The 21532-nt window shown below is 68.5% G+C and carries 22 protein-coding genes and 1 tRNA gene; 20 read left to right on the top strand and 3 right to left on the bottom strand.

Annotated features, from left to right (window positions below):
• Positions 1–2 precede the first annotated feature (2 nt).
• From plsX to rpoN, 20 genes are all read left to right on the top strand, one after another.
• Positions 3–1106, top strand: coding sequence for a phosphate acyltransferase PlsX (gene plsX, locus B5V46_RS06635; RefSeq protein ID WP_080615865.1), 1104 nt, complete (start codon positions 3–5; stop codon positions 1104–1106).
• 2 nt (positions 1107–1108) lie between these two features.
• Positions 1109–2080, top strand: coding sequence for a beta-ketoacyl-ACP synthase III (locus B5V46_RS06630; protein WP_080615864.1), 972 nt, complete (start codon positions 1109–1111; stop codon positions 2078–2080).
• A 124-nt stretch (positions 2081–2204) separates the two neighbouring features.
• A complete protein-coding gene (gene ihfA, locus B5V46_RS06625) occupies positions 2205–2507 on the top strand; it encodes an integration host factor subunit alpha (RefSeq protein ID WP_369822816.1) in 303 nt (100 codons plus the stop codon).
• A 6-nt stretch (positions 2508–2513) separates the two neighbouring features.
• Positions 2514–3515, top strand: a complete 1002-nt coding sequence (locus B5V46_RS06620) for a MerR family transcriptional regulator (protein WP_080615863.1) — start codon at positions 2514–2516, stop codon at positions 3513–3515.
• A gap of 54 nt (positions 3516–3569) precedes the next feature.
• Positions 3570–3645, top strand: a tRNA-Pro gene (locus B5V46_RS06615).
• An 80-nt stretch (positions 3646–3725) separates the two neighbouring features.
• Positions 3726–4808, top strand: coding sequence for a 2'-deoxycytidine 5'-triphosphate deaminase (locus B5V46_RS06610; RefSeq protein WP_080615862.1), 1083 nt, complete (start codon positions 3726–3728; stop codon positions 4806–4808).
• A gap of 186 nt (positions 4809–4994) precedes the next feature.
• Positions 4995–6473, top strand: a complete 1479-nt coding sequence (gene nifE, locus B5V46_RS06605; protein WP_080615861.1) for a nitrogenase iron-molybdenum cofactor biosynthesis protein NifE — start codon at positions 4995–4997, stop codon at positions 6471–6473.
• 1 nt (position 6474) lies between these two features.
• Positions 6475–7875, top strand: a complete 1401-nt coding sequence (gene nifN / locus B5V46_RS06600) for a nitrogenase iron-molybdenum cofactor biosynthesis protein NifN (protein ID WP_080615860.1) — start codon at positions 6475–6477, stop codon at positions 7873–7875.
• Positions 7876–7888: 13 nt separating this feature from the next.
• On the top strand, positions 7889–8332 hold the full coding sequence (gene nifX / locus B5V46_RS06595; protein WP_080615859.1) for a nitrogen fixation protein NifX: 444 nt from the start codon (positions 7889–7891) through the stop codon (positions 8330–8332).
• Entirely contained in the window at positions 8329–8802 is a 474-nt protein-coding gene (locus tag B5V46_RS06590) for a NifX-associated nitrogen fixation protein (RefSeq protein WP_080615858.1), read from the top strand. The genes nifX and B5V46_RS06590 overlap by 4 nt, the downstream gene beginning before the upstream one ends.
• Before the next feature lie 185 nt (positions 8803–8987).
• A complete protein-coding gene (gene fdxB / locus B5V46_RS06585) occupies positions 8988–9281 on the top strand; it encodes a ferredoxin III, nif-specific (protein WP_080615857.1) in 294 nt (97 codons plus the stop codon).
• A gap of 426 nt (positions 9282–9707) precedes the next feature.
• Positions 9708–10031, top strand: a complete 324-nt coding sequence (locus tag B5V46_RS06580; protein ID WP_080615856.1) for an iron-sulfur cluster assembly accessory protein — start codon at positions 9708–9710, stop codon at positions 10029–10031.
• A 17-nt stretch (positions 10032–10048) separates the two neighbouring features.
• Positions 10049–10750 (top strand): iron-sulfur cluster assembly scaffold protein, encoded by a 702-nt coding sequence (locus B5V46_RS06575; RefSeq protein WP_080615855.1) that lies wholly within the window; start codon positions 10049–10051, stop codon positions 10748–10750.
• Positions 10751–10761: 11 nt separating this feature from the next.
• Positions 10762–11967: a homocitrate synthase gene (gene nifV, locus B5V46_RS06570; RefSeq protein WP_080615854.1), complete on the top strand. Its 1206-nt coding sequence runs from the start codon at positions 10762–10764 to the stop codon at positions 11965–11967.
• Positions 11964–12299, top strand: coding sequence for a nitrogenase-stabilizing/protective protein NifW (locus B5V46_RS06565; protein ID WP_231119256.1), 336 nt, complete (start codon positions 11964–11966; stop codon positions 12297–12299). The genes nifV and B5V46_RS06565 overlap by 4 nt, the downstream gene beginning before the upstream one ends.
• Complete coding sequence (locus tag B5V46_RS06560) at positions 12296–13228, top strand: electron transfer flavoprotein subunit beta/FixA family protein (RefSeq protein WP_080615852.1); 933 nt, start codon at positions 12296–12298, stop codon at positions 13226–13228. The genes B5V46_RS06565 and B5V46_RS06560 overlap by 4 nt, the downstream gene beginning before the upstream one ends.
• Positions 13229–13240: 12 nt before the next feature.
• A complete protein-coding gene (locus tag B5V46_RS06555; RefSeq protein ID WP_080615851.1) occupies positions 13241–14332 on the top strand; it encodes an electron transfer flavoprotein subunit alpha/FixB family protein in 1092 nt (363 codons plus the stop codon).
• 12 nt (positions 14333–14344) lie between these two features.
• Positions 14345–15655: an FAD-dependent oxidoreductase gene (locus B5V46_RS06550; protein ID WP_080615850.1), complete on the top strand. Its 1311-nt coding sequence runs from the start codon at positions 14345–14347 to the stop codon at positions 15653–15655.
• Positions 15652–15963, top strand: coding sequence for a ferredoxin family protein (locus B5V46_RS06545; RefSeq protein WP_080615849.1), 312 nt, complete (start codon positions 15652–15654; stop codon positions 15961–15963). The genes B5V46_RS06550 and B5V46_RS06545 overlap by 4 nt, the downstream gene beginning before the upstream one ends.
• A gap of 184 nt (positions 15964–16147) precedes the next feature.
• Complete coding sequence (gene rpoN / locus B5V46_RS06540; protein WP_080615848.1) at positions 16148–17455, top strand: RNA polymerase factor sigma-54; 1308 nt, start codon at positions 16148–16150, stop codon at positions 17453–17455.
• Positions 17456–17500: 45 nt separating this feature from the next.
• Here rpoN and B5V46_RS06535 read toward each other — a convergent pair whose 3' ends face one another.
• The 3 genes from B5V46_RS06535 to B5V46_RS06525 all read right to left on the bottom strand — a co-directional run bounded on the left by B5V46_RS06535 (position 17501) and on the right by B5V46_RS06525 (position 21416).
• Complete coding sequence (locus B5V46_RS06535) at positions 17501–18271, bottom strand: HpcH/HpaI aldolase/citrate lyase family protein (RefSeq protein WP_080615847.1); 771 nt, start codon at positions 18269–18271, stop codon at positions 17501–17503.
• An 89-nt stretch (positions 18272–18360) separates the two neighbouring features.
• Entirely contained in the window at positions 18361–19662 is a 1302-nt protein-coding gene (locus tag B5V46_RS06530; RefSeq protein WP_080615846.1) for an HlyD family type I secretion periplasmic adaptor subunit, read from the bottom strand.
• Positions 19659–21416, bottom strand: coding sequence for a type I secretion system permease/ATPase (locus B5V46_RS06525; RefSeq protein WP_080615845.1), 1758 nt, complete (start codon positions 21414–21416; stop codon positions 19659–19661). Before B5V46_RS06525 ends, B5V46_RS06530 begins: the two co-directional genes overlap by 4 nt.
• Between the last annotated feature and the right edge of the window lie 116 nt (positions 21417–21532).

The raw sequence follows: 21532 nt of genomic DNA, 5'->3' as shown, positions 1-21532 counted from the left end.
CCATGACCTCAGAGCACCCCCAGGAGCTGCGCGCCGCCCCGCGCACCGTTATTTCGGTGGACGCCATGGGTGGCGACCGCGGGCCTGCGGCCGTCGTCGCAGGCATTTCCCTCTCCGCCGCCAAGAATCCGGACATCCGCTTCATCCTGCATGGGCAGCGGGACGAGCTCGAACGGCTCGTCGCCCGCCGCAAGCCCCTGCGCGGGCGGGTGGAGATCCGGCATGCGGATGGCGTCGTCACCATGGACGCCAAACCAAGCCACGTCATGCGGCATGGCCAGGACACCTCGATGTGGTCGGCCATCGATTCGGTGCGCAATGGCGAGGCCACAGTCGCCGTCTCCTGTGGCAATACCGGGGCGCTGATGCTGCTGTCGATCATGCGGCTGCGCAAGCTGCCGGGCGTCAACCGGCCGGCCATCGCCTGCCTCTGGCCCTCGCGCAATCCGGTCGGGTTCAACATCATGCTGGATGTCGGCGCGGATGTCCGCGCCGATGAGCGCGATCTGCTGCAATATGCGCTGATGGGCACCTCCTATGCCCGCAACGGGCTGGGGCTCGAGCGGCCGCGGGTCGGGCTGTTGAATGTCGGCACCGAAGAGAACAAGGGGCGTGCCGAGATGAAGGCCGCGCATGACCTGATCAATGCCGCCGCCAAGGACGCGAATTACAGCTTCGTCGGCTTCGTCGAGGGCGGCGACATCCCGTCCTCCAAGGTCGACGTGATCGTGACCGACGGCTTCACCGGCAATATCGCGCTGAAGACCGGCGAGGGCACGGCCAAGCTTCTGGGCGATTTCATGCGCGAGGCCTTCACCGCGACGCCGCTGTCGAAGATGGCGGCGCTGCTGGCCTATACCTCGCTCAGGCGACTGAAAAAGCGGATGGACCCGAGGCGCGCCAATGGCGGCGTGTTTCTCGGGCTGAACGGAACTGTGGTGAAATCGCATGGTGCGTCGGATGCGACCGGCGTGTCCTCTGCTGTCAAGCTCGCCTTCGAACTGGCGCAGTCGGGCTTCACCGAACGGCTGGCGGCACGGGTTGCGGCCAGCAATGCGGCGGGACCGGAAACGGCCGGGATCCAGGCCGGGGGGAGCAAGAGGTAAACATGAGTACGAGGGCGATCGTCCGGGGCGTCGGGCATTATCTTCCGGCGCGCGTGGTGGAAAACGCGGAATTCGAGGCGACGCTCGACACATCGGATGAATGGATCCGGACCCGCTCGGGGATCGAGCGGCGGCATTTCGCAGCCGAGGGCGAGACCACCTCGCAGATGGCCGTGGCCGCGGCGCAGGCCGCGCTCGAGGATGCCGGGCTCGCGGCCGATGATCTGGACGCCATCGTGCTGGCCACCTCGACCGCCGATCTGACCTTTCCCTCGGCCGCCACCATGGTGCAGGCCGGGATCGGCATGACCCGGGGCTTCGCCTATGACGTCCAGGCGGTCTGCGCCGGCTTCGTCTTCGCGCTGGCCAATGCCAATGCGATGATTTCCGCGGGACTTGCCCACAGGGTCATGGTGATCGGCGCCGAGACCTTCAGCCGGATCATGGACTGGACCGATCGCGGCACCTGCGTGTTGTTCGGCGACGGGGCGGGCGCGCTGATTCTCGAAGCGGCCGAAGGCACGGGCACCACCGCCGATCGCGGCATCCTCTCGGTCGATCTCAATTCGGACGGGCGCCACCGCGACATCCTCTATGTCGATGGCGGGGTCTCGACCGGCACCTCCGGGCATCTGAGAATGCATGGCAAGGAAGTGTTCCGCCATGCCGTCGAGAAACTGGCCGACACCGCCCATTCCGCCCTTGGCAAGGTCGGGCTCGAGGGCTCCGATGTCGACTGGCTGGTACCGCATCAGGCCAATCTGAGGATCATCAAGGCCACCGCGCAGCGGCTGCATCTGCCGATGGAGAAAGTCGTCGTCACGGTTCAGGACCATGGCAACACCTCGGCCGCCTCGATCCCGCTGGCGCTGTCGGTGGGTCGGCAGGAGGGCCGGATCGTCCCGGGAAATCTGGTGGTGACCGAGGCAATCGGCGGCGGTCTGGCCTGGGGCTCGGTGGTGCTGCGCTGGTAGGCGCGCCGCTGTCGCCGCCCTCGCCCCAACCGGCAAGTTCCCTGTATTGACTCGGAAATTCAAATCTACCTAAGGTTTTGGCAGTCAAGGGTTTCAATGGGTATTGTCACAAATGGGGGAGAGAATGGCAGGCAACACACTGACACGCATGGACCTGACCGAAGCGGTTTTCCGCGAGGTCGGGCTGTCGCGCAACGAATCCGCGGATCTGGTCGAAAGCGTGCTTCAGCACATGTCGGATGCTCTGGTCCGCGGCGAGACGGTCAAGATCTCGTCCTTCGGGACCTTCTCGGTGCGTTCGAAAGCGGCCCGGATCGGACGCAATCCGAAAACCGGTGAAGAGGTTCCGATCCATCCGCGCCGGGTGCTGAGCTTTCGTCCCTCGCATCTGATGAAGGACCGCGTCGCGGCCGGCAACAGGGGCTGATCGGCATTGGCCACGGACAAGTCCCCCGAGGCCTTCCGTACCATCAGCGAGGTCTCGACCTGGCTGGACACCCCGGCCCATGTCCTGCGGTTCTGGGAAAGCCGGTTCACCCAGGTCAAACCGGTCAAGCGCGCCGGCGGACGTCGCTATTACCGCCCCTCCGACATGCTGCTTCTGGGCGGCATCAAGAGACTTCTGCATGAAGACGGGCTGACGATCCGGGGCGTGCAGAAAATCCTGCGCGAAGAGGGCGTCAGGCATGTCGTCGCCCTCTCGCAACCTCTCGACGATGCCGAAGCCGACGAGATCGCCGCGCCCCTCGACCCGGCCCCCGATACCGATACCGATACCGATACAGAAGCACCGATGGCGCTCGATGCCGAGGCAGAGGCGGCGGAGATCGTCCCGATGCGCCGCCGCCCCCGGCCCGAGCCGGACGAGGCCATCCTGCCCGGGCTCGACGCCGATCATCCCCCGCACGAGGCGCCCTCCCGGCCGCCATCCGCACCTGCTTCGCCGCAAGGCGCCGCGCCGACGGCAAATGAGGTCGCGGCCGCCCCGGCCCCGCCCGTTGCCCAGGCCCCGAAGCCTTCGGTCGCCATTCCGCAAGAAATTCCCGCCGCGTCGCGGCAGAGCCCCGGCCAGGCCCCCTCTCCTGCCCTCGGGGACAGCGCGCCCGTCCCGGACCCGGCCACCGATTCGATCCCGCCCGAAGCGGAGTCCCTTCCGGGCGGCCTGAGCGAGCAGGCAGAGACCGCGCCTGACCCAGCACCCGAAGTCACGCTGCCCGAACAGCCCGTCCTCGCGCAGCCTCTGGGCACCGATCTGCCCGGAACCGACCCGGCGGATGACGATCCGGCCTTTATCCCGACATCTCTGCCCGCCCGCAGCAGGCTCTTGAAACAAGGGCTCCGGCGCCTCCTCGACGCCGATCCGCAAGCCGCAGGCCAGGCCGCCGAGCGGCTCGCCCGGCTGGGTCGCAGCATCGGGGCCTCCGCACGGAACTGAAGGCGGATTTGCGTCTTGCCCCCGCCGCCAGACATGTTATGAAGCGCCCCACGTCGGGCTATAGCGCAGGTGGTAGCGCGTCCGTCTGGGGGACGGAAGGTCGCAGGTTCAAGTCCTGCTAGCCCGACCATTACCCTCACCCGCCCGCACCCTTTCGGGGTTGCGGGCGGTTGTGTTTCAGGGGCCCCGCGCCGGGCCGAGGGAGGAACGATGACCGCACCCGGCGTGCTGCCCGCACAGGAAATCCGCCGCCTGATCGAGACCGGCGCCATCGGCCTTTCCGCCCCGCTCGACGAGGGACAGGTCCAGCCCGCCTCGCTCGATCTCCGGCTCGGGCCGGTCGCCTACCGGGTCCGCGCCTCGTTCCTGGCCGGCGAAGGCCGCAGCGTCGCCGACCGCATCGCCGATTTCCGCATGCATGCGATCGACCTGTCGCAGGGCGCGGTGCTGGAAAAGGGCTGCGTCTATGTCGTGCCGCTGATGGAGAGCCTCGCCCTGCCCCTGGGCATCCAGGCCGTCGCCAATGCCAAGAGCTCGACCGGGCGGCTCGATCTTCTGACCCGTACCATCACCGATGGCGGGGTCGAGTTCGACCGTATCCGCGCAGGCTATCGCGGCCCGCTTTACGCCGAGATCTGCCCGCGTTCCTTCTCGGTGCTGGTACGGCCCGGCCAGCGGCTGAACCAGATCCGCTTCCGCGCCGGACAGGCGGTCTTGTCCGATGACGACCTGCGCGCGCTCGACGACACGGCGCAGCTGGTCTCGGGCGGCCCGGCGGTGATCGATGGCGGGCTCGGCTTTTCGGTCGATCTGAAGCCCGGCACGGACAATCTCGTCGGCTATCGCGCCAAGCCCCATTCCGGCGTCGTCGATCTCGACGGCATCGGCGCCCATGACCCCGCCGAGTTCTGGGAAGAGATCCGCTCGGATGCAGGTCGGATCATCCTCGATCCGGGCGCCTTCTATATCCTCGTCAGCCGCGAGGCGGTGCATATCCCGCCCGATTACGCTGCCGAGATGGCGCCCTATCTCGCCATGGTGGGCGAATTCCGGGTCCATTACGCGGGCTTCTTCGATCCCGGTTTCGGCCATGACGCGGCCGGCGGCAATGGCTCGCGCGGCGTGCTCGAGGTGCGCTGCCACGAGGCCCCCTTCGTGCTGGAACATGGCCAGATCGTCGGCCGTCTGGTCTATGAACGCATGTCGGCCCGGCCCGAGGCGCTTTACGGCCAGGGCATCGCCTCGAACTACCAGGGCCAGGGGCTGAAGCTGTCCAAGCATTTCCGCATGTAGGCCCCTTGTCGGAGACCCGACAAAACCCGACGCTCAAGCCCCCGCCGCGCCTTTTCTTCTTGGCCCAAATACCCATGACACGCCCTCGGTCGCCCTTGAAACGCTGGCCTTTTTCGCCCGCCCGGCCGTGAAATCAGCGCCCTGGCACGCTTCCTGCTTCTTTCCCCGTGAAGCAGGGAGACCCGGATGTCCGACGCGCTCAAGCAAACCGTGCAGGAAGCCTTCAACGAGCCCGGCTGCGCCACCAACCGCGCCAAGCCGGCCGAGGCCCGCAAGAAGGGCTGCGCCAGGCCGCTGACCCCGGGGGCCGCGGCGGGCGGGTGCGCCTTCGACGGCGCCATGATCACCCTGCAACCCATCGTCGATGTCGCCCATCTGGTCCATGCGCCGCTCGCTTGCGGCGGCAATTCCTGGGACAATCGCGGCTCGGCCTCCTCGGGGCCGATGCTCTACAAGACCGGATTCACCACTGACCTGACCGAGCTCGACATCGTCATGGGCAAGGGCGAGAAGAAGCTTTACGCCGCGATCCGCGAGATCGTCCAGAACCACGCCCCGCCCGCCATCTTCGTCTATGCCACCTGCGTGACCGCGATGATCGGCGACGATATCGCGGCGGTCTGCAAGGCCGCGACCGAGGCCTTCGGCACGCCCGCGATCCCGGTCGACGTGCCGGGCTATGCAGGCTCGAAGAATCTCGGCTGCAAGCTCGCGGGCGAGATGATGTATCGCCATGTGATCGGCACGGTCGAGCCCGAGCGCACCACCGAGTGCGACATCAACATCATCGGCGATTACAATCTCAACGGCGAGCTCTGGCAGATCAAGCCGCTGCTCGACCGGCTCGGCATCCGCATCCTCGGCTCGCTCTCGGCCGATGCGCGCTACCGGCAGGTCGCGATGATGCACCGGGCGCGGGTCACGATGCTGGTTTGTTCGCATGCGCTGATCGGGCTCGCGCGCAAGATGGAGGAAACCTGGGGCATCCCCTTCTTCGAGGGGTCCTTCTACGGCATTTCCGACACGTCCCAGGCGCTCCGGACCATGTGCCGGATGCTGGTCGAGCGCGGCGCGCCCGCCGATCTGATCGACCGCTGCGAGGCGCTGATCGCCGAGGAGGAGGCCGGCGCCCGGGCCGCGCTTGCCCCTTACCGGCCGCGGGTCGAAGGCCGGCGGGTGCTGCTTTACACCGGCGGGCATAAAAGCTGGTCGGTGGTCTCGGCGCTGCAGGAGCTCGGGATCGAGGTCGTCGGCACCTCGGTGCGCAAGGCCACCGAGGCTGACAAGGCGCGCGTCGTCCAGATCATGGGCGACGAAACCCACATGTACGAGAACATGGCGCCGAAGGACATGTACGCAACGCTCAAGGCCGCCAAGGCCGACATCCTGATGTCGGGCGCGCGCAGCCAGTTCGTGGCCCTGAAGGCGCGCACCCCCTGGATCGACGTGAACCAGGAAAAGCACGAACCCTATGCCGGATACATGGGCATGGTGGATCTGGTCCGCGCCATCGACCGCTCGGTCAACAATCCCGTCTGGGAAGAGGTCCGCCGCCCCGCCCCCTGGGAGGCGGCGCGCCCAGCGACAGGGCTGCGCCTCGCTGCCACCTCGCAGGACCCGGCCCCGGGTCCCGTCAATGACCCCAAGGATTTCGAGGACTGCTGACATGGCCCGCCTCACCCGCCCCCGCCGCGCATTGTCGACCAACCCGCTGAAATCGAGCGCCCCGCTGGGCGCCGCGATGGCCTATCTGGGCATCGAGGGCGCGGTTCCGCTGTTCCATGGCGCGCAGGGCTGCACGGCCTTCGCCATGGTCCACATGGTGCGCCACTTCAAGGAGGCGATCCCGCTCCAGACCACGGCGATGAACGAGGTCTCGACCATCCTTGGCGGCGCCGAGCAGATCGAGGAGGCCATCGCCAATATCCGCAAGCGCGCCCATCCCCGCTTCATCGGCATCGCCTCGACCGCGCTGACCGAGACCCGCGGCGAGGACGTGCCGGGCGAGCTGCGCGAGATCCTGGCCCGGCGCAGGGATTTCGGCGATCTGAAGGTCGTCTATGCCTCGACCCCCGATTTCGAGGGCGCGCTGGAGGATGGCTGGGCCGCCGCCGTCACCGCCATCGTCGACGCGCTGGTGCCCGAAGCCGATCCCGCCGCGCGCCCCGAACCGACACAGCGCCAGGTCAACGTCCTGCCCTCGGCCAACGTCACCCCGGCCGAGATCGAGGAGATCGACCACCTGATCCGCGCCTTCGGGCTGACCCCGATCTTCCTGCCCGATCTCTCGACCGCGCTTGACGGCCATCTGGCCGAGGACTGGTCGGGGCGCTCGCTGGGCGGCACCCGGCTCGACGCGATCCCGGCGATGGCGCGCTCGGCCGCGACCTTCGCCATCGGCGAAAGCATGCAAGGGGCGGCGCGGCTTCTGGGCGCGCGCGGCGGGATGCCGGTACAGGTCTTCCCCGCGCTGACCGGGCTGCGCGCCGTCGACGGCTTCGTGCAGGCGCTGATGGCGCTGGCCGGCACCGCCGATGCGCCCGAGGCGATCCGGCGCGACCGCGCCAGATTGCAGGACGCCATGCTGGACGCGCATTTCCAGATCGGCGGGCTGCGCTATGCCATCGCCGCCGATCCCGACCTCGCCTATGCGCTGAGCTCGGCACTGGCGGGCCTGGGCGCCGAGGCGGTTGCCGTCATCACCAGCTCGGGCGCCAATCCCATCGTCGAGCTGATCCCGGCCGAAGAGGCCGTGCTGGGCGATCTCGGCGATCTCGAGGCCGGCGCCCGCAAGGGTTGCGCGCGCCTTCTGATCAGTCATGCCCATGGCCGCCACGCGGCCCAGGCACTGGGCCTGCCGCTGGTGCGGGCAGGCTTTCCCATCAATGACCGGCTCGGCGCGCAGGATATCTGCCGGGTCGGCTATCGCGGCACCCGCGCCTTCCTCTTCGAGATCGCCAATGCGGTGCTTTCCCATCCGCATGACGCGGCCCGCCCCGAGGATTTCGGCGCCGCCCCCATCGAGCCGGAGTTCGAGCATGACCGCCCGCAGACTGCGCCTCATTGAGCCGGAGACAGCCATGACAGACAGCGAGATCCCGCTGAAAATCGCCATTGCGACCAATGACCTCGAACATCTCGACGCGCATTTCGGCGCGGCCGCGAAATTCGCCATCTACGAGGTGACGACCGCGTCGTCGCGTCTCGTCGAGGTGCTGGAGTTCGACACCGTGACCGACCAGAAGGGCGGCCATGACAGTCTCGACGACCGGATCACCCCCAAGGTCGAGGCGCTGAGCGGCTGCGCGCTTCTGTTCGTGCTGGCGATCGGCGGGCCCTCGGCCGCCAAGGTGGTGCGCGCCGACATCCATCCGATCAAGCGCAAGGACCCCGAGCCCATCGCCGAGGTCATCGCCAGGACCCAGACCATGCTGAAAGGCTCGCCCCCACCCTTCCTGCGCAAGGTGCTGGGCCGTCCGCAGACCGATTTCGCCTCTGATTACACCGGGGAGTACAGCGAATGAGCACCGAGGCCGACACCCTGGCCCGCGGCGGCGCGCTGCCGGTCAGCGACTACCTGAGCCAGCTGATCGCGGTGATCCGCGCCGAGGACATCCATGGCAGCTGGGATGGCAAGCCCGATGCCGAGATCCTGGCCGATTTCATCGTGACCCGGGAAGAGCGCCGCGAGATCCCGATCATCTGCGACCCCGATCCGGACCTGCTCTGGCGGGTCGAGCGGTTCTACGACGCGGTCGCGCTCTTGCTGGAACGTCGGACCGGCGCCCAGGCGGCGCAGATGTCGAAGATCACCCATGAGGGATTCGGCCGGATCGTCCTGATATCCGGGCGGCTGGTGGTGCTGTCCAGACATGTGCGCGACATCCACCGCTTCGGCTTCGAGACCTTCACGAAGCTGGCCGAGACCGGCGAAGCGCTGACCCGGGACGCAGCCGACATGGTCGCGCGCTTCCCCGAGGCGGCCCGGGCCTGACCGGTCCCGCCGGTTCCCCCGAGGATGACATCCCCCTAGGAGGCAGGACATGAGCCCCCCGATGGGCCCGGAGGATCAGAACGGGCCTCCGTCCCGAAACCGGCCCCGAGCTGACGCCGACGGCCGCAAAAAGGCATGCCAGGCACACAAAAGCGGCCCCGAAAGCCGCAAAGGAGATCCCAGCCATGACGATCACAGCCACGACCCGCGGAGGCACCGAATACATCCCCGAATTCCTGATGAGCATTGATCAGGGCAAATGCATCGGCTGCGGCCGCTGCTTCAAGGTCTGCGCCCGCAACGTGCTGACCCTGAAGGGCGTCACCGACGAGGATGAGATTGTCGATCTCGACGACGAGGAGGTCGAGGACGAGATCGAACGCAGGATCATGGTCATCGCCGATGGCGACGACTGCATCGGCTGCGGCGCCTGCGCCCGGGTCTGCCCCTCGGGTTGCCAGACCCACGCCCCCGCCTGACGAAATCGGCGCAGCTTCACTCCGACCGGCGCGGCGAGTCGCGCCTCCCGGGGCCGGCTCGACACCTGTTCGGCACCGGGGGCTTTGCCCCCGGACCCCCGGGGTATTTCCGCCAGGAAGAAACAGGGAACGCGGTTCTTCTTCTTGGCGCAAATACCCTCCGCGAAGCGGCCGCGGCCCGCAGGGGCGCGGCCCGGCCCAAGGCCGGACAAGCGGGGCGCATGCCCCGCGCAGGCCGGGTGCGGGAGCCCTCCTGTTTCTGACAATCGGCCGCGATCGGCATGTCGCAAATCCGCCAAAGAGCGCACCGACAAAGCCAACACCGGTCGGAGCCGGAGCGCAATTCTCCCTGAAACCAACGTGAACGGCTCCTGGCACGCTCCTTGCTTCACTCCTGTCAGGGACCGAGACCGACAGGAGACAGCCATGATCCAGATCACCGAAGCCGCCAGAGACGCCATGGCCAGCGCGATCCAGGGCGCGGGCCAGCCTATCGCGGGGCTGCGCCTGATGGTGCAATCGGGCGGCTGCGCCGGGCTGCAATATGCCATGGCGCTCGAGCTGACCCGCGAAGCGACCGATGCGGTGGTCGAGACCGAGGGCGGGGTCACGGTGCTGATCGATCCCGAGAGCCAGGGCTATCTGCTCGGCACCACCATCGATTTCGTCACCGGTCTCGAGGGCTCGGGCTTCGTCTTCGACAACCCCAATGCCAAGGGCGGCTGCGGTTGCGGCAAGTCCTTCTGCTGACACCCCGGGAGAGAGAGATGCTGGACTATTCCGAAATCCTCACCGACCATTTCCTGAACCCGCGCAACCGCGGCACGCTCGAGGCGGCCAATGCGCTGGGCGAGGCCGGTGCCGTCCGTAGCGGCAATGCCTTCCGGCTGACCCTGAAGATCGAGGCCGGGCGTATCGCCGCCGCGATGTTCCAGTCGACCGGCGGCGGGCCCGAAATCGCCGCGGGCTCGGCACTGACCGAGCTCGTGATCGGCAAGCCCCTCGCCGAGGCCCGCGGGCTCGACGCCGATGCCATCGAAGCCGCTTTGGGCGGGCTGCCCGCCGAGGACCGCTCGGCCGCAGTGGTCGCAGCCGAGGGCCTTGTCGCCGCGCTGAAGGATTACGCCCAGCCCCCGGCCTTCCGGGCCGCGCAAGGCATCCGCGTCGCCCGGCCGCTGGGCCTTGCCCCGATCAGGCCCGCCCGGCCCACGACGACCGGCGCCCCGCGCCTGTCAGCCGATGAGGAACGCGCGCGCGTCGAGGCGGTGCTGGACGAGATGCGGCCCCGCTTCCGGGCCGATGGCGGCGATGTCGCCTTCCTCGACATTCTGGGCCCCCGCGTCCGTGTGCATCTGAAGGGCAGTTGCTCGGGCTGCCAGCTGGCCGGGCTGACCCTTGGCGGGCTGCAGAAACGCCTGGCCGAGGAACTCGGCCGGCCGGTCTTCGTCGTTCCCGCCCCCAGCCGCTGAGGACCGCCGCCATGACTGCTCCCTATGTCTTCGAGAACTTCACCCCTGCCCCGCCTCCGGCGCAGATCTGCGACACCACGCTTCGGGATGGTGAGCAGGCCGCTGGCGTGGCCTTCTCGGCCGCCGAGAAGATCGGGATCGCGGTCGCGCTAGACCAGGCGGGTGTGGCCGAGATCGAGCTTGGCGTGCCCGCCATGGGCATGGCCGAGGTCGCGGCGATCCGCGAGGCGGGCGCGCATCTGACCCGCGCCCGAGGCGTTGCCTGGTGCCGGTTGCGCGACAGCGATCTGGAGCTGGCGGCGATGACCGCGCTGTCGCGCCTCCACCTGACCGTACCTGCCTCGGACCGCCAGCTGGCGGGCAAGCTCGGGCGCGACCGCGACTGGGCGCTGAAAGAGGTCTCGCGGCTGGTCCGGTTGGCCGCGCGGGCGGGATTTGAGGTCTCGGTGGGCGCCGAGGATGCCTCGCGCGCCGATATCGGCTTTCTTGCCCAGCTGGCCGAGGTCGCGGCCGAGGCGGGCGCGATCCGGTTGCGGCTGGCTGACACGCTGGGGCTGATGGACCCGTTCGCGGCCCATACGCTGATCTCGATCCTGGCGCCGGGGCCGTTGCCGCTGGAATTTCACGCCCATGACGATCTGGGGCTCGCCACCGCCAACACGCTCGCGGCCCATTGCGGCGGCGCGACCCATCTGTCGGTCACCGTCAACGGGCTGGGCGAACGGGCGGGCAATGCCGCGCTGGAACAGGTCGTGGCGGCCCTGGCCGTGCAGGGAAGGCCGACCGGGGTCGCGCTCGACCGGCTTTGCGCCCTGTCGCAGACCGTCGCCCGGGCCTCGAACCGGCCGCTCTCGCCGACCCGGCCCATCGTCGGGGCCAATGTCTTCAGCCATGAAAGCGGCATCCATGTCGACGGGCTGCTGAAAGATCCCGGTACCTACGAGGCCCAGGCACTCAGCCCGGCCCGCTTCGGCCGCAGCCGCGAGATCGTGCTGGGCAAGCATTCGGGGCTCGCGGCCGTGACCCGGGCGCTGTCCGCCGCGGGGCTGCCCTCGGACGAGGCCTCGGCCCGCGCGGTGCTGCCGCTTCTGCGCGACTGGGCCGACCGCGAGAAACGCGCCGCGACCGCGGCCGATCTGATCCTTCTCACCGCCCGGGCCGAGGCGCTTGCGCGCCATCCCGGACCGACCGAACCCCAAGAACGGAGCCTGACATGACACGCCCCGCGTCCCGGCCGAGCATGCTCGACCAGCTCTATGCCCTGTCCTCGGCCGAAGATCTCTTCGCCTTTCTGGACCTGCCCTTCGATCCGGCGGTGCTCAACCGGGCGCGTCTGCATGTGATGAAACGGATGGGCCAGTACCTGGCCGAAACCGATCTGAGCCAGCTCGATGACGCGGCCGTGCGCGCCGCCGCCCGGCAAGCGCTGCGAAAGGCCCATGCCGATTTCGAGAATTCCACCCCGCGCGCCCAGAAGGCGCTGAAGATCTACACGCAACCGCGCGGCAATGTCGTGCCGATGGAGGGGCTCCGGCTGTCTGTCAAATGAGCGAGAAACTCACCGAACCCGACTTCCCCGCCGCCGAGGCCATCGACGCGCCCGAACAGCCCGTCGAGGCCAGGAAGGGGCTCAAGATCGTCGTCTGCATCAAGCAGGTGCCGGACTCGGCCCAGATCCGGGTCCATCCGGTGACCAACACCATCATGCGCCAGGGCGTGCCGACGATCATCAACCCCTATGACCTCTTCGCGCTCGAAGAGGCGATGCGGCTTCGGGACGATTACGGCGGCACGGTCACCGTCCTGACCATGGGCCCGCCCATGGCCGAGGACGCGCTGCGCCGCGCGCTGGGGCTGGGCGCCGACAAGGCGGTGCTGATCACCGACCGCCGCTTTGCCGGCTCGGACACGCTGGCCACGTCCTTCGCGCTGAGCTCGGCGCTGGACAAGCTGGCCGAGGACGGGCCGATCGACATCGTCTTCACCGGCAAGCAGACCATCGATGGCGACACCGCGCAGGTCGGCCCCGGCATCGCCCGGCGGATGGGGCTGAACCAGCTGACCTATGTCTCGGCCATCGACTCGCTGGAAACCGAGGCGGCCACGATCACGGTCCGTCGCCGCTCCGAGGGCGGGGTGCAGGTGCTGCAGTCGAAGTTGCCCTGCCTGATCACCATGCTCGAGGACACCAACCAGCTGCGCCGGGGCAGCCTGCAGGACATGCTGCGCGCCGCCCGCGCGCCGCTGACGGTCTGGTCGGCCGAGGATGCCGGCATCGAGGACCCGATGAAATGCGGGCTTCGCGGCTCGCCCACGGTGGTCCGGCGCGTCTTCGCGCCCCAGCCCCGCGCCGAGAAGGCCGAGATGGTCGCCGTCGAAGGCAAGGCGCCCGCCCAGATCGGCGATGCGATCCTCGACGTCCTGTTCGCGAAAAGCCCGAAACTCGAGGCGGAGCTTTCCGCCAAGACCCCTGCATAAGGAGACAGCGTGATGGCACAAGCGCCGCAAACCCCTGCCGGCAGCCGCGCTGCGATGCAGATGCAGCTGGCCGAGAAATACAAGGATTACAAACACGTCTGGGTCTTCGTCGAGATCGAGCGCGGCAAGGTCCACCCGGTCTCATGGGAGCTGATGGGCGAGGGCCGCAAGCTCGCGGACGATCTGGGCGTCGATCTATGCGGCGTTGTTCTGGGCGCGCGCGACGAGGGCACCAAGCAGGCGATCCGGCAGGCCTATCACCACGGCGCCGATGTCTGCTACATCTGCGAGGACCCGCTGCTCGCCGATTACCGCAACGAGCCCTTCACCCTCGCGATGACGGATCTGGTCAACAAGTACCAGCCCGAGATCCTTCTGCTGGGCGCGACGCCCCTTGGCCGCGATCTGGCGGGCTCGGTCGCGACCACGCTGCAGACCGGTCTGACGGCGGACGCGACCGAGCTGAAGATCGCCGATGACAAGTCGCTGGCCGCAACCCGGCCGACCTTCGGCGGCACGCTCCTGTGCACCATCCACACGCTGAACCACCGCCCGCAGATGGCGACGGTGCGGCCGCGGGTGATGGCGATGCCCGAACCCGATACCTCGCGCTCGGGGCGGATGGTCTGGCACTCGCTCCGGATGAAGGAGGACGACATCGTCACCAAGGTGCTCGAATTCGTCTCGGACTCGCAGGTCGAGAAGGCCAACCTCGCCTATGCCGATATCGTGGTCGCCGGGGGCATGGGGCTGCAACAGCCGCAGAACCTGGCGCTGGTGCAGCGGCTGGCCGAGGTGCTGGGCGCCGAATGGGGCGTCTCGCGGCCGCTGGTGCAGAAGGGCTGGGCGCCTGCCGAACGCCAGATCGGCCAGACCGGCAACACCATCCGGCCCAAGCTTTACATCGCCGCCGGGATCTCGGGCGCGATCCAGCACCGGGTGGGCGTCGAGGGGGCGGATCTGATCATCGCGATCAACACCGATCCCGAGGCCAAGATCTTCGATTTCGCCCATCTGGGCGTTGTGGCCGACGCGCTGAGCGTGTTGCCGGCGCTCACCGATGCCTTCGCCCGCCGGCTCTCGGCGCGTGCGATGGCCAGCTGAGAGGACTGACCGATGCCTGCTGAACATTTCGATGCCATCGTCGTCGGGGCCGGTCCGTCCGGCAACGCGGCCGCCTACACCATGGGCAAGGCGGGAATGAACGTGCTGCAGATCGACCGGGGCGAATATCCCGGCTCGAAGAACGTGCAGGGCGCGATCCTCTATGCCGACGCGCTGGAACGCATCATCCCCGATTTCCGCGAGACGGCGCCCTTGGAACGCCATGTGGTGGAACAGCGGTTCTGGATGCTGTCGGAGAACTCCCATACCGGCACCCATCACCGCTCGGACACCTTCAACGAGGAAAAGCCGAACCGCTACACCATCCTGCGCGCACAGTTCGACAAGTGGTTTTCCAAGCAGGTGCGCGATGCGGGCGTGACGCTGATCACCGAGACCACGGTGACCGAGCTGGTGAAGAACGAGGCCGGCAAGGTGATCGGCGTGCTGACCGACCGCGAGGGCGGCCCGGTCTATGCTGATGTGGTGGTGCTGGGCGAGGGCGTGAACGGGCTTGTCGGCCAGCGCTCGGGCCTGCGCCCCGAGCTGAAGCCCCAGCATGTGGCGCTGGCGGTCAAGGAAACCCATTTCCTGCCCGAGGAGACCATCCGCGAACGCTTCAACCTCGCCGACGAGGACGAGGGCGTGGTGATCGAGGTGCTGGGCTCGGTCTCGTCGGGCATGGTCGGCACCGGCTTCCTTTACACCAACAAGGAATCGATCTCGATCGGCGTCGGCTGTCTGGTCGCCGATTTCGCCCGCGAGAAGATCCCGCCCTACGAGCTGCTCGACCGGTTCAAGAGCCATCCCTCGGTCAGGCCGCTGCTGAAGGGGGCCGAGATGAAGGAATATGTCGCCCACCTGATCCCCGAGGGCGGCTATGACGCGATCCCGCGTCTGACCGGCGATGGCTGGCTGATCGTGGGCGATGCGGGCCAGTTCCTGAACGCGGTCCACCGCGAGGGCTCGAACCTCGCCATGACCTCGGGTCGTCTTGCGGGCGAAAGCCTCGCTGCGCTCAAGGCCCGGGGGTTGCCCGCCAGCGAGGAGAACCTAAAGCTCTACCGCGACGCGCTCGAGCAGAGCTTCGTGATCAAGGACCTGAAGAAATACCGCAAGATCCCCGGGCTGCTCGAGAAGAACCGGCAGCTCTTCACCACCTACCCCGCGATCCTCAACCGGTCGATGAACGCCTTCCTGCGGGTCGACGGGCGCGACAAGCGGGCCAAGGAAGCCGAGATCCTCAAGGGTCTCAAGACATCCCGCGGCAACTGGCTGAATGTTGCCTTTGACATGCTCAAAGTGGCGAGGGCCTGGAGATGACGGACAAGATGAACGGCACCAAATCCCCCCGCATGGAAGAGCGGCTTTACCAGAACCGCTACCAGGTGGACGAGGGCCGCCCCCATGTGAGGATCAACCACCAGCCCGGCGGCGACAGCGAAGAGCTGAAGGCGCTGACGAAGATCTGCCCGGCCGGCTGCTATTCGATCAACGAGCAGGGCCAGGTCGAGGTCGCGGCCGACGGTTGCATGGAATGCGGCACCTGCCGGATCGTGTGCCAGGCCACGGGCGAGCTGGAATGGTCTTATCCCAGAGGTGGTTACGGGGTTCTCTTCAAGTTCGGCTGAGCCACCGGACCGCGGTCTGCGACAGGCACGGACCAGATGCCCGCGCCCGGTCGCGACAGGCCCCTCCGCCAGCCGGGCAACCGGATTTTGCGGCAGGGCCCGATGCAGGATCCTGACGAAAGGTCCTGCCGGAATGCTGCGCTATGAGTGTGGAACACGGTCGTTTCCGTGTTAGGGTTGTACCATGGAGATGATGGTTTCCCAGCGCCAGACCCAGGGTCTGGCCATGACCGCGAAGATGCAGGCGGCGCTCAGGATCCTGCAGATGACGGCGGTCGACCTCTCGGCCTATCTGGCCGAGGAGGCGCTGGAGAATCCCTGTCTCGAAGTATCCGTGCCGCAGGCGTTGCGCGCCGTGCCGAGCGGCGTTGCGGGCAGCGGCGCAGGCTCCGATTTCGACGCGGTCGCGGCGCTGGCCTCGGACAAGCCCAGCCTTTACGACCATGTCCTGCGCCAGATCGCGCTGGCCTTTCCCGATCCGCGCCTGGCCCGCGTGGCCGAGACCTTCGCCGAGGCGCTGGAGCCGACCGGCTGGCTCGGCAGCCCGCCCGAGGCCGTCGCCGCCGCGGCCGGGGTGCCGATCAGCGTGGCCGAGGCGGTGCTGGCACGGCTGCAACAGTTCGAACCGGCCGGGCTTTTCGCCCGCGGACTTGCCGACTGCCTCCGGCTTCAGGCCGAGGACAGGGACATGCTGACCTGGGAGCTGTCGGTCATTCTCGACAATCTCGGAATGGTCGCCGAGGGCCGGATCGACGCGCTGGCCGAGCTTTGCGACGGCACGCCCCAGGACGTGCGCAATGCGCTGCGCGCGATCCGCGGGCTCGATCCCAAGCCCGGCCTCGCCTTCGCCGCGACCGAGCCCCCGATCCTGCCGCCCGATCTGAGGGTGATCCGCAAGGACGGCACCTGGGCGGTCGAGCTGAACCGCTCGGCCCTGCCCGCGATCAAGGTCACCGAAGCCCCCGAGACCGGGCGCGACACCGCCGCGCGGACCTATGCCACCCGGGCCCGCTCGCGCGCGCAATGGCTGGCCCGCGCGGTCGAGCGGCGGCATTCCACCCTGCTGGCGGCCGCGGTCTGCCTGGTGCGGCGACAGGGCGATTATCTCGACCGCGGCCCGCGCCATCTGCACCCGCTCGGCACCGAGGACGTGGCCGAGGAGCTGGGCCTGCATGCCTCGACCGTCAGCCGCGCGGTGCAGCACCGGATGATCGAGACGCCGCGCGGCACGGTGCCGCTGCGGACCTTCTTCAGCCGCGCCTTCACCCCCGGATCGGGCGAGGACGGGCCGTCGCAGGATGCGCTGATCGCCTTGGTGGGCGATATCGTGGCCAAGGAGAACCCGGCCCGGCCGCTTTCGGATGCGGCGATCGCGGCCGAGGCCAAGGCGGCGGGATTTGCCCTCGCCCGCCGCACCGTCGCCAAGTATCGCGACGTGCTGGGCATCCCGTCTTCCTACGACCGCCGCCAGATCGCCCGCATCAGCGCCTGAGCCCCCCGCCCGGTCTGTTCAGTCTGCCCGATCTGTTCAGCCTGTTCAGCCGCCTGCGAAGGTCTCGACCAGCGCCGTCATCCCGCGCTGCAATGTGACCATGTCGACCCCGACCGCGGTGAAGCCGGTCCCGAGCGCGATGCAATTCCGCGCGAAATCGGGATCGAGCGCCAGGATGCCGGCGGGCACCCCCACCGCCTTCAGCCGCCCGATGGCGCCTTCAATGGCCGCGACCACGGCGGGATGCCCGGGCTGGCCCGGATAGCCCATGCTGGCCGACAGATCGGCCGGGCCGATGAAGATGCCGTCGACGCCCTCGACGGTCGCGATCTCCTCCAGCCGCTCGAGCGCGGCCACGGTCTCGATCTGCAGGATCAGGCACAGCTCGTCCTCGGCGCGGCGGGCGTAATCGGTCACCAGCCCGTAGCGGCAGGCCCGCGTCATCCCGGCCATCCCGCGCAGCCCGCGCGGCGGATAGCGCATCGCCTGCACCGCCGCCTCGGCCTCGTCGCGCGACTGCACATAGGGCAGCATCAGCGTCTGCGCCCCCTGATCGAGATGGCGCTTGATCAGCACCCAGTCATTGATCGCCGGGCGCACCACCGCCGTAGCCCCCGGATAGCCCGCCACCGCCTGCAGCGCGGGCAGCGCATCGGTCACCTCCATCGGCCCGTGTTCGCCGTCGATCACGATCCAGTCGAAGCCGCAGGCGGCCAGGCATTCGGTGACCGTCGGATGCAGGATCGCGTTCCACACCCCAAGCTGATGGCGCCCCTCCCTCAGCCCTGCCTTGAACCTGTTGACCGGATTTTCCATGCGTTTCCTCCCGTTTGCGCATTGCCGGGCGCAGGCTGCGGCGAGCCTCGCCCCGGGTCAAGCCCCACCGGCGGCCGCGCCGGACAGGCTCAGCTTTCGCGGAAGGCGCGCTCGAAATAGACCGCCAGCGGATGCAGGAGGTAAGACAGCGGCGAGCGGTCGCGGGTGCGGATGAAGGATTCGACCGGCATGCCCGGCACCAGCTCGATATCGGGCAGATCGGCCATCTCGCCGATATCGGGCTGGATCACCACCTCGTAAAAGCTTGCCCGCGTCGCCTCGTCGGTCAGCGCGTCGGCCGAGACACGCAGCACGGTGCCCGAGACATTGGGCGTGGTCCGGCTGTCGAAGGTGGTGAATTTCAGCGAGACCGGCTGGCCCGGGAACACCTCGTCGATATCGGTGGTCTCGACCCTGGCCGAGACCAGCAGCGCCTGCCCGCCCGGCACGACATACATCATCGGCTCGGCCGCCGTGACCACCGAGCCCACGGTGAACACCGTCGAGCCGAACACCACCCCGTCGACCGGGCTGCGGATATCGAGCCGCGACAGCCGCTCGGCCAGGCTGAGCCGGCGCTCCTGCAACTCGATCTCGGAATATTGAAGATCGCGCAGCGTGGTGATCGCATCCTCGCGGCGGCTTTCCTGCAGCCGGAGCCCGCGCACCGCAAGTTCCGAGATCTTGGCGCGCAGCTCGGCCTCCTGCGAGGTCAGCCGCCCGATATTGCCCTCGAGCCCCGCCTGCTCGCGCTGAAGCGCGAGCACCTGGCTCGCCGGCACGAGGTTCTGGCGATAGAGGGTCATCTTGTCGGCCAGTTCCTGCTCGATCAGCCCCAGCTGCCTTTGCAGCGCCTCCTGCTGGGCGCGGGTGCCCTCGATCTGATTGTCGATCTGCACGGTCTGCTCGTGCAACTGATCGAGCTCCTGCGCCAGCGCCGCCCTGCGCGCGGCGAACAGCCGGGTCTGGCCGTCGACATGATCGCGGACCCAGGCGGGATCGATATTGCCGAACCTGTCGAGGAGGACGAAATCCGGGCGGTCGAGCCCGTCGCGTTCGGCCACCAGCCGGGCCTTGCGGGCCTGGATCTCCAGCAGCTGCCGTTCGACGATCATCTGCTCCGAGAGCAGGAAGGTGCCGTCGAGCCTGACCAGCACTTGCCCGGCCGCGACCCTGTCGCCATCCTTGGCCAGGATCTCGCCGACCACGCCGCCATCGGCATGCTGCACCACCTGGCGTTCGGACTCGACCTTGATCTTGCCCGACGCGACGACGGCGCCCGCGATGCTGGTGGCCACGCTCCAGACCCCGATGCCGCCCACCAGGCAGAGGATGGCGATCATCCCCACTGCCAGCGGCAACCGGGCGCTGTAGGGCGATCCCGCGCTCATCCCCGCGCCTCCCTTTGCGGCACCGGGGCGTTGCGGGCCGCGCCCATCGCACGCTGCACCTCGGGCGCGTTCCGGATCGCGCTTCTGAGAACCTCGTCGCGCGGCCCCAGCGCCTTCTGCCGGCCGCCATCGATCACCATCAGCCGGTCGCAGACCGCGATGGCGGTCGGGCGGTGGGTCATGATCAGAACCGACTTTCCGGCACGTTTCATGTCGGTCACGACCGCGTTCAGCGCCTCGGAGCCGTCGGCATCGAGCGCGGAATTGGGCTCGTCGAGCACCAGCAGCACCGGGTCGTGATAGAGCGCACGCGCCAGCGCCAGCCGTTGCCGCTGGCCGCCCGACAACAGCCCGCTGCCCTCGACCAGCAGGGTGTCATAGCCCTGCGGCAGCTTCAGGATGATGTCATGCACCCGCGCCAGCCTGGCCGCCTGCACCACCCGCGCCGGATCGGGGTTCAGTTCCATATGGGCGATATTCTCGGCCACGGTGCCGTCGAAGAAGCGCACCTCCTGCGGCAGACAGCCCATCACCCGGCCCAGCCGCTCGGGGCCGTATTGCTCGAGCGTGGCGCCATCGAGCCGGACCTCGCCGGTCGTGGGGGCAAGCAGGCCCTGGATGATCCGCGCCAGCGTGGTCTTGCCGACGCCGCTTTTGCCGATCACGCCCAGCGCCTCGCCCGGTGCGATCTCGAAGCCGATGCCCTGCAGCACCGGCGGCGCGCCCGGCGCCGCGGCGCGCAGGCCGATATTGCTCACCGTAAGATGCGCGACCGGGTCGGGCAGATCGGTCGGCCGGATCCTCTCGGGCACCGATTGCAGGAACTCGGTCAGCGCGCACCAGCCGCTGCGGGCGCGCTGGATCAGCGCCCACTGGCCCAGCACCTGCTCGATGGGCGCAAGCGCCCGGCCCAGCAGGATCGACGAGGCGATCATCGCGCCCGGCGTCACCGCATGCTGCAGCACGAGATAGGCCCCGAGCGCCAGAAGTGCCGATTGCAGGAAGAAGCGGAAGGCGCGCGAGAAGCTGGCGAGGCTGCCGCTGCGGTCGCTGGCCGACATGCCATCGGCATTGGCCTCCTCCTGCATCCGCGCCCAGCGCTCGGACATCACCGGGGCCATGCCCTGCGACCAGATCAGCCCGCCGCCCTCCTCGGCCTGCCGCGCCAGCCGCGCCGCGCGCGAGGATTTCACCTGCGAGCGTTCCAGCGCGCCACCGGTCAGCCAGCGGTTGACGAGCGTGGCCAGGATCAGCACCGCGCCGCCGCCGATGGCGGCGAGCCCCAGCCAGGGGTGAAACAGGAAGATCGCCGCCAGGAAGACCGGCGTCCAGGGCATGTCGAACAGCGCCAGCAGCACCGGCGCCGCGAAGAGATTGCGGATCGCGTCGAGATCGCCGATGGCGGTGGCGCCCGGCCCCTGCCCGCCGCGCAGGGCCGCACGCTCGACCATCGCCGCGAAGACCCGCCGCGACAGCGCCGCCTGCAGCCGCGCGCCGATCCGCGCCATGACCCGGCCGCGGGCATAATCGAGCAGCCAGTAGAACAGATAGAGCGCCGCGACCAAGATGAAGAGCGCGACCAGCGTCTCTTCCGAGCGCGAGCCCAGTACCCGGTCATAGACCTGCAGCATGAAGATCGGGCCGGTCAGCATCAGGAGGTTGGTGAAGATGCTGAAGACCAGCACCGCCAGAAGCAGGCCGCGGCTTTGCGCCCGGCCAAGCGTCAGCTCCTTCCTCGGGCTGCGCCGGCTCATCGCGGCCCCCTCCGGCAATCGGCCCGGAAACGGGGCTGGCAGTCTCGGCAGACGGCAAGCAGGCGCGGCCTCATCTGGCATCCTTTCGGTTCGGCCCCGGTCTCGGAAGGGCTGCG

It is taken from the genome of Rhodovulum sp. MB263 (genome assembly GCF_002073975.1).
GTDB lineage: Bacteria > Pseudomonadota > Alphaproteobacteria > Rhodobacterales > Rhodobacteraceae > Rhodovulum.
Note: the sequence above shows the minus strand (reverse complement) of the source record. Positions and strands in the feature narration are given on the sequence as shown.

Bases quoted from the DNA above. Each gene is read 5' to 3' on its own strand.
- B5V46_RS06590 (WP_080615858.1), top strand. From the start codon at position 8,329: ATGAGCACCGAGGCCGACACCCTGGCCCGCGGCGGCGCGCTGCCGGTC.
- B5V46_RS06630 (WP_080615864.1), top strand. From the start codon at position 1,109: ATGAGTACGAGGGCGATCGTCCGGGGCGTCGGGCATTATCTTCCGGCG.
- plsX (WP_080615865.1), top strand. From the start codon at position 3: ATGACCTCAGAGCACCCCCAGGAGCTGCGCGCCGCCCCGCGCACCGTT.
- B5V46_RS06565 (WP_231119256.1), top strand. From the start codon at position 11,964: ATGACACGCCCCGCGTCCCGGCCGAGCATGCTCGACCAGCTCTATGCC.
- B5V46_RS06530 (WP_080615846.1), bottom strand. From the start codon at position 19,662: ATGAGCGCGGGATCGCCCTACAGCGCCCGGTTGCCGCTGGCAGTGGGG.
- rpoN (WP_080615848.1), top strand. From the start codon at position 16,148: ATGGAGATGATGGTTTCCCAGCGCCAGACCCAGGGTCTGGCCATGACC.
- B5V46_RS06525 (WP_080615845.1), bottom strand. From the start codon at position 21,416: ATGAGCCGGCGCAGCCCGAGGAAGGAGCTGACGCTTGGCCGGGCGCAA.
- B5V46_RS06575 (WP_080615855.1), top strand. From the start codon at position 10,049: ATGCTGGACTATTCCGAAATCCTCACCGACCATTTCCTGAACCCGCGC.
- B5V46_RS06535 (WP_080615847.1), bottom strand. From the start codon at position 18,271: ATGGAAAATCCGGTCAACAGGTTCAAGGCAGGGCTGAGGGAGGGGCGC.
- nifV (WP_080615854.1), top strand. From the start codon at position 10,762: ATGACTGCTCCCTATGTCTTCGAGAACTTCACCCCTGCCCCGCCTCCG.
- fdxB (WP_080615857.1), top strand. From the start codon at position 8,988: ATGACGATCACAGCCACGACCCGCGGAGGCACCGAATACATCCCCGAA.
- B5V46_RS06545 (WP_080615849.1), top strand. From the start codon at position 15,652: ATGACGGACAAGATGAACGGCACCAAATCCCCCCGCATGGAAGAGCGG.
- nifE (WP_080615861.1), top strand. From the start codon at position 4,995: ATGTCCGACGCGCTCAAGCAAACCGTGCAGGAAGCCTTCAACGAGCCC.
- B5V46_RS06560 (WP_080615852.1), top strand. From the start codon at position 12,296: ATGAGCGAGAAACTCACCGAACCCGACTTCCCCGCCGCCGAGGCCATC.
- B5V46_RS06555 (WP_080615851.1), top strand. From the start codon at position 13,241: ATGGCACAAGCGCCGCAAACCCCTGCCGGCAGCCGCGCTGCGATGCAG.
- B5V46_RS06550 (WP_080615850.1), top strand. From the start codon at position 14,345: ATGCCTGCTGAACATTTCGATGCCATCGTCGTCGGGGCCGGTCCGTCC.
- B5V46_RS06580 (WP_080615856.1), top strand. From the start codon at position 9,708: ATGATCCAGATCACCGAAGCCGCCAGAGACGCCATGGCCAGCGCGATC.
- nifN (WP_080615860.1), top strand. From the start codon at position 6,475: ATGGCCCGCCTCACCCGCCCCCGCCGCGCATTGTCGACCAACCCGCTG.
- B5V46_RS06610 (WP_080615862.1), top strand. From the start codon at position 3,726: ATGACCGCACCCGGCGTGCTGCCCGCACAGGAAATCCGCCGCCTGATC.
- nifX (WP_080615859.1), top strand. From the start codon at position 7,889: ATGACAGACAGCGAGATCCCGCTGAAAATCGCCATTGCGACCAATGAC.
- ihfA (WP_369822816.1), top strand. From the start codon at position 2,205: ATGGCAGGCAACACACTGACACGCATGGACCTGACCGAAGCGGTTTTC.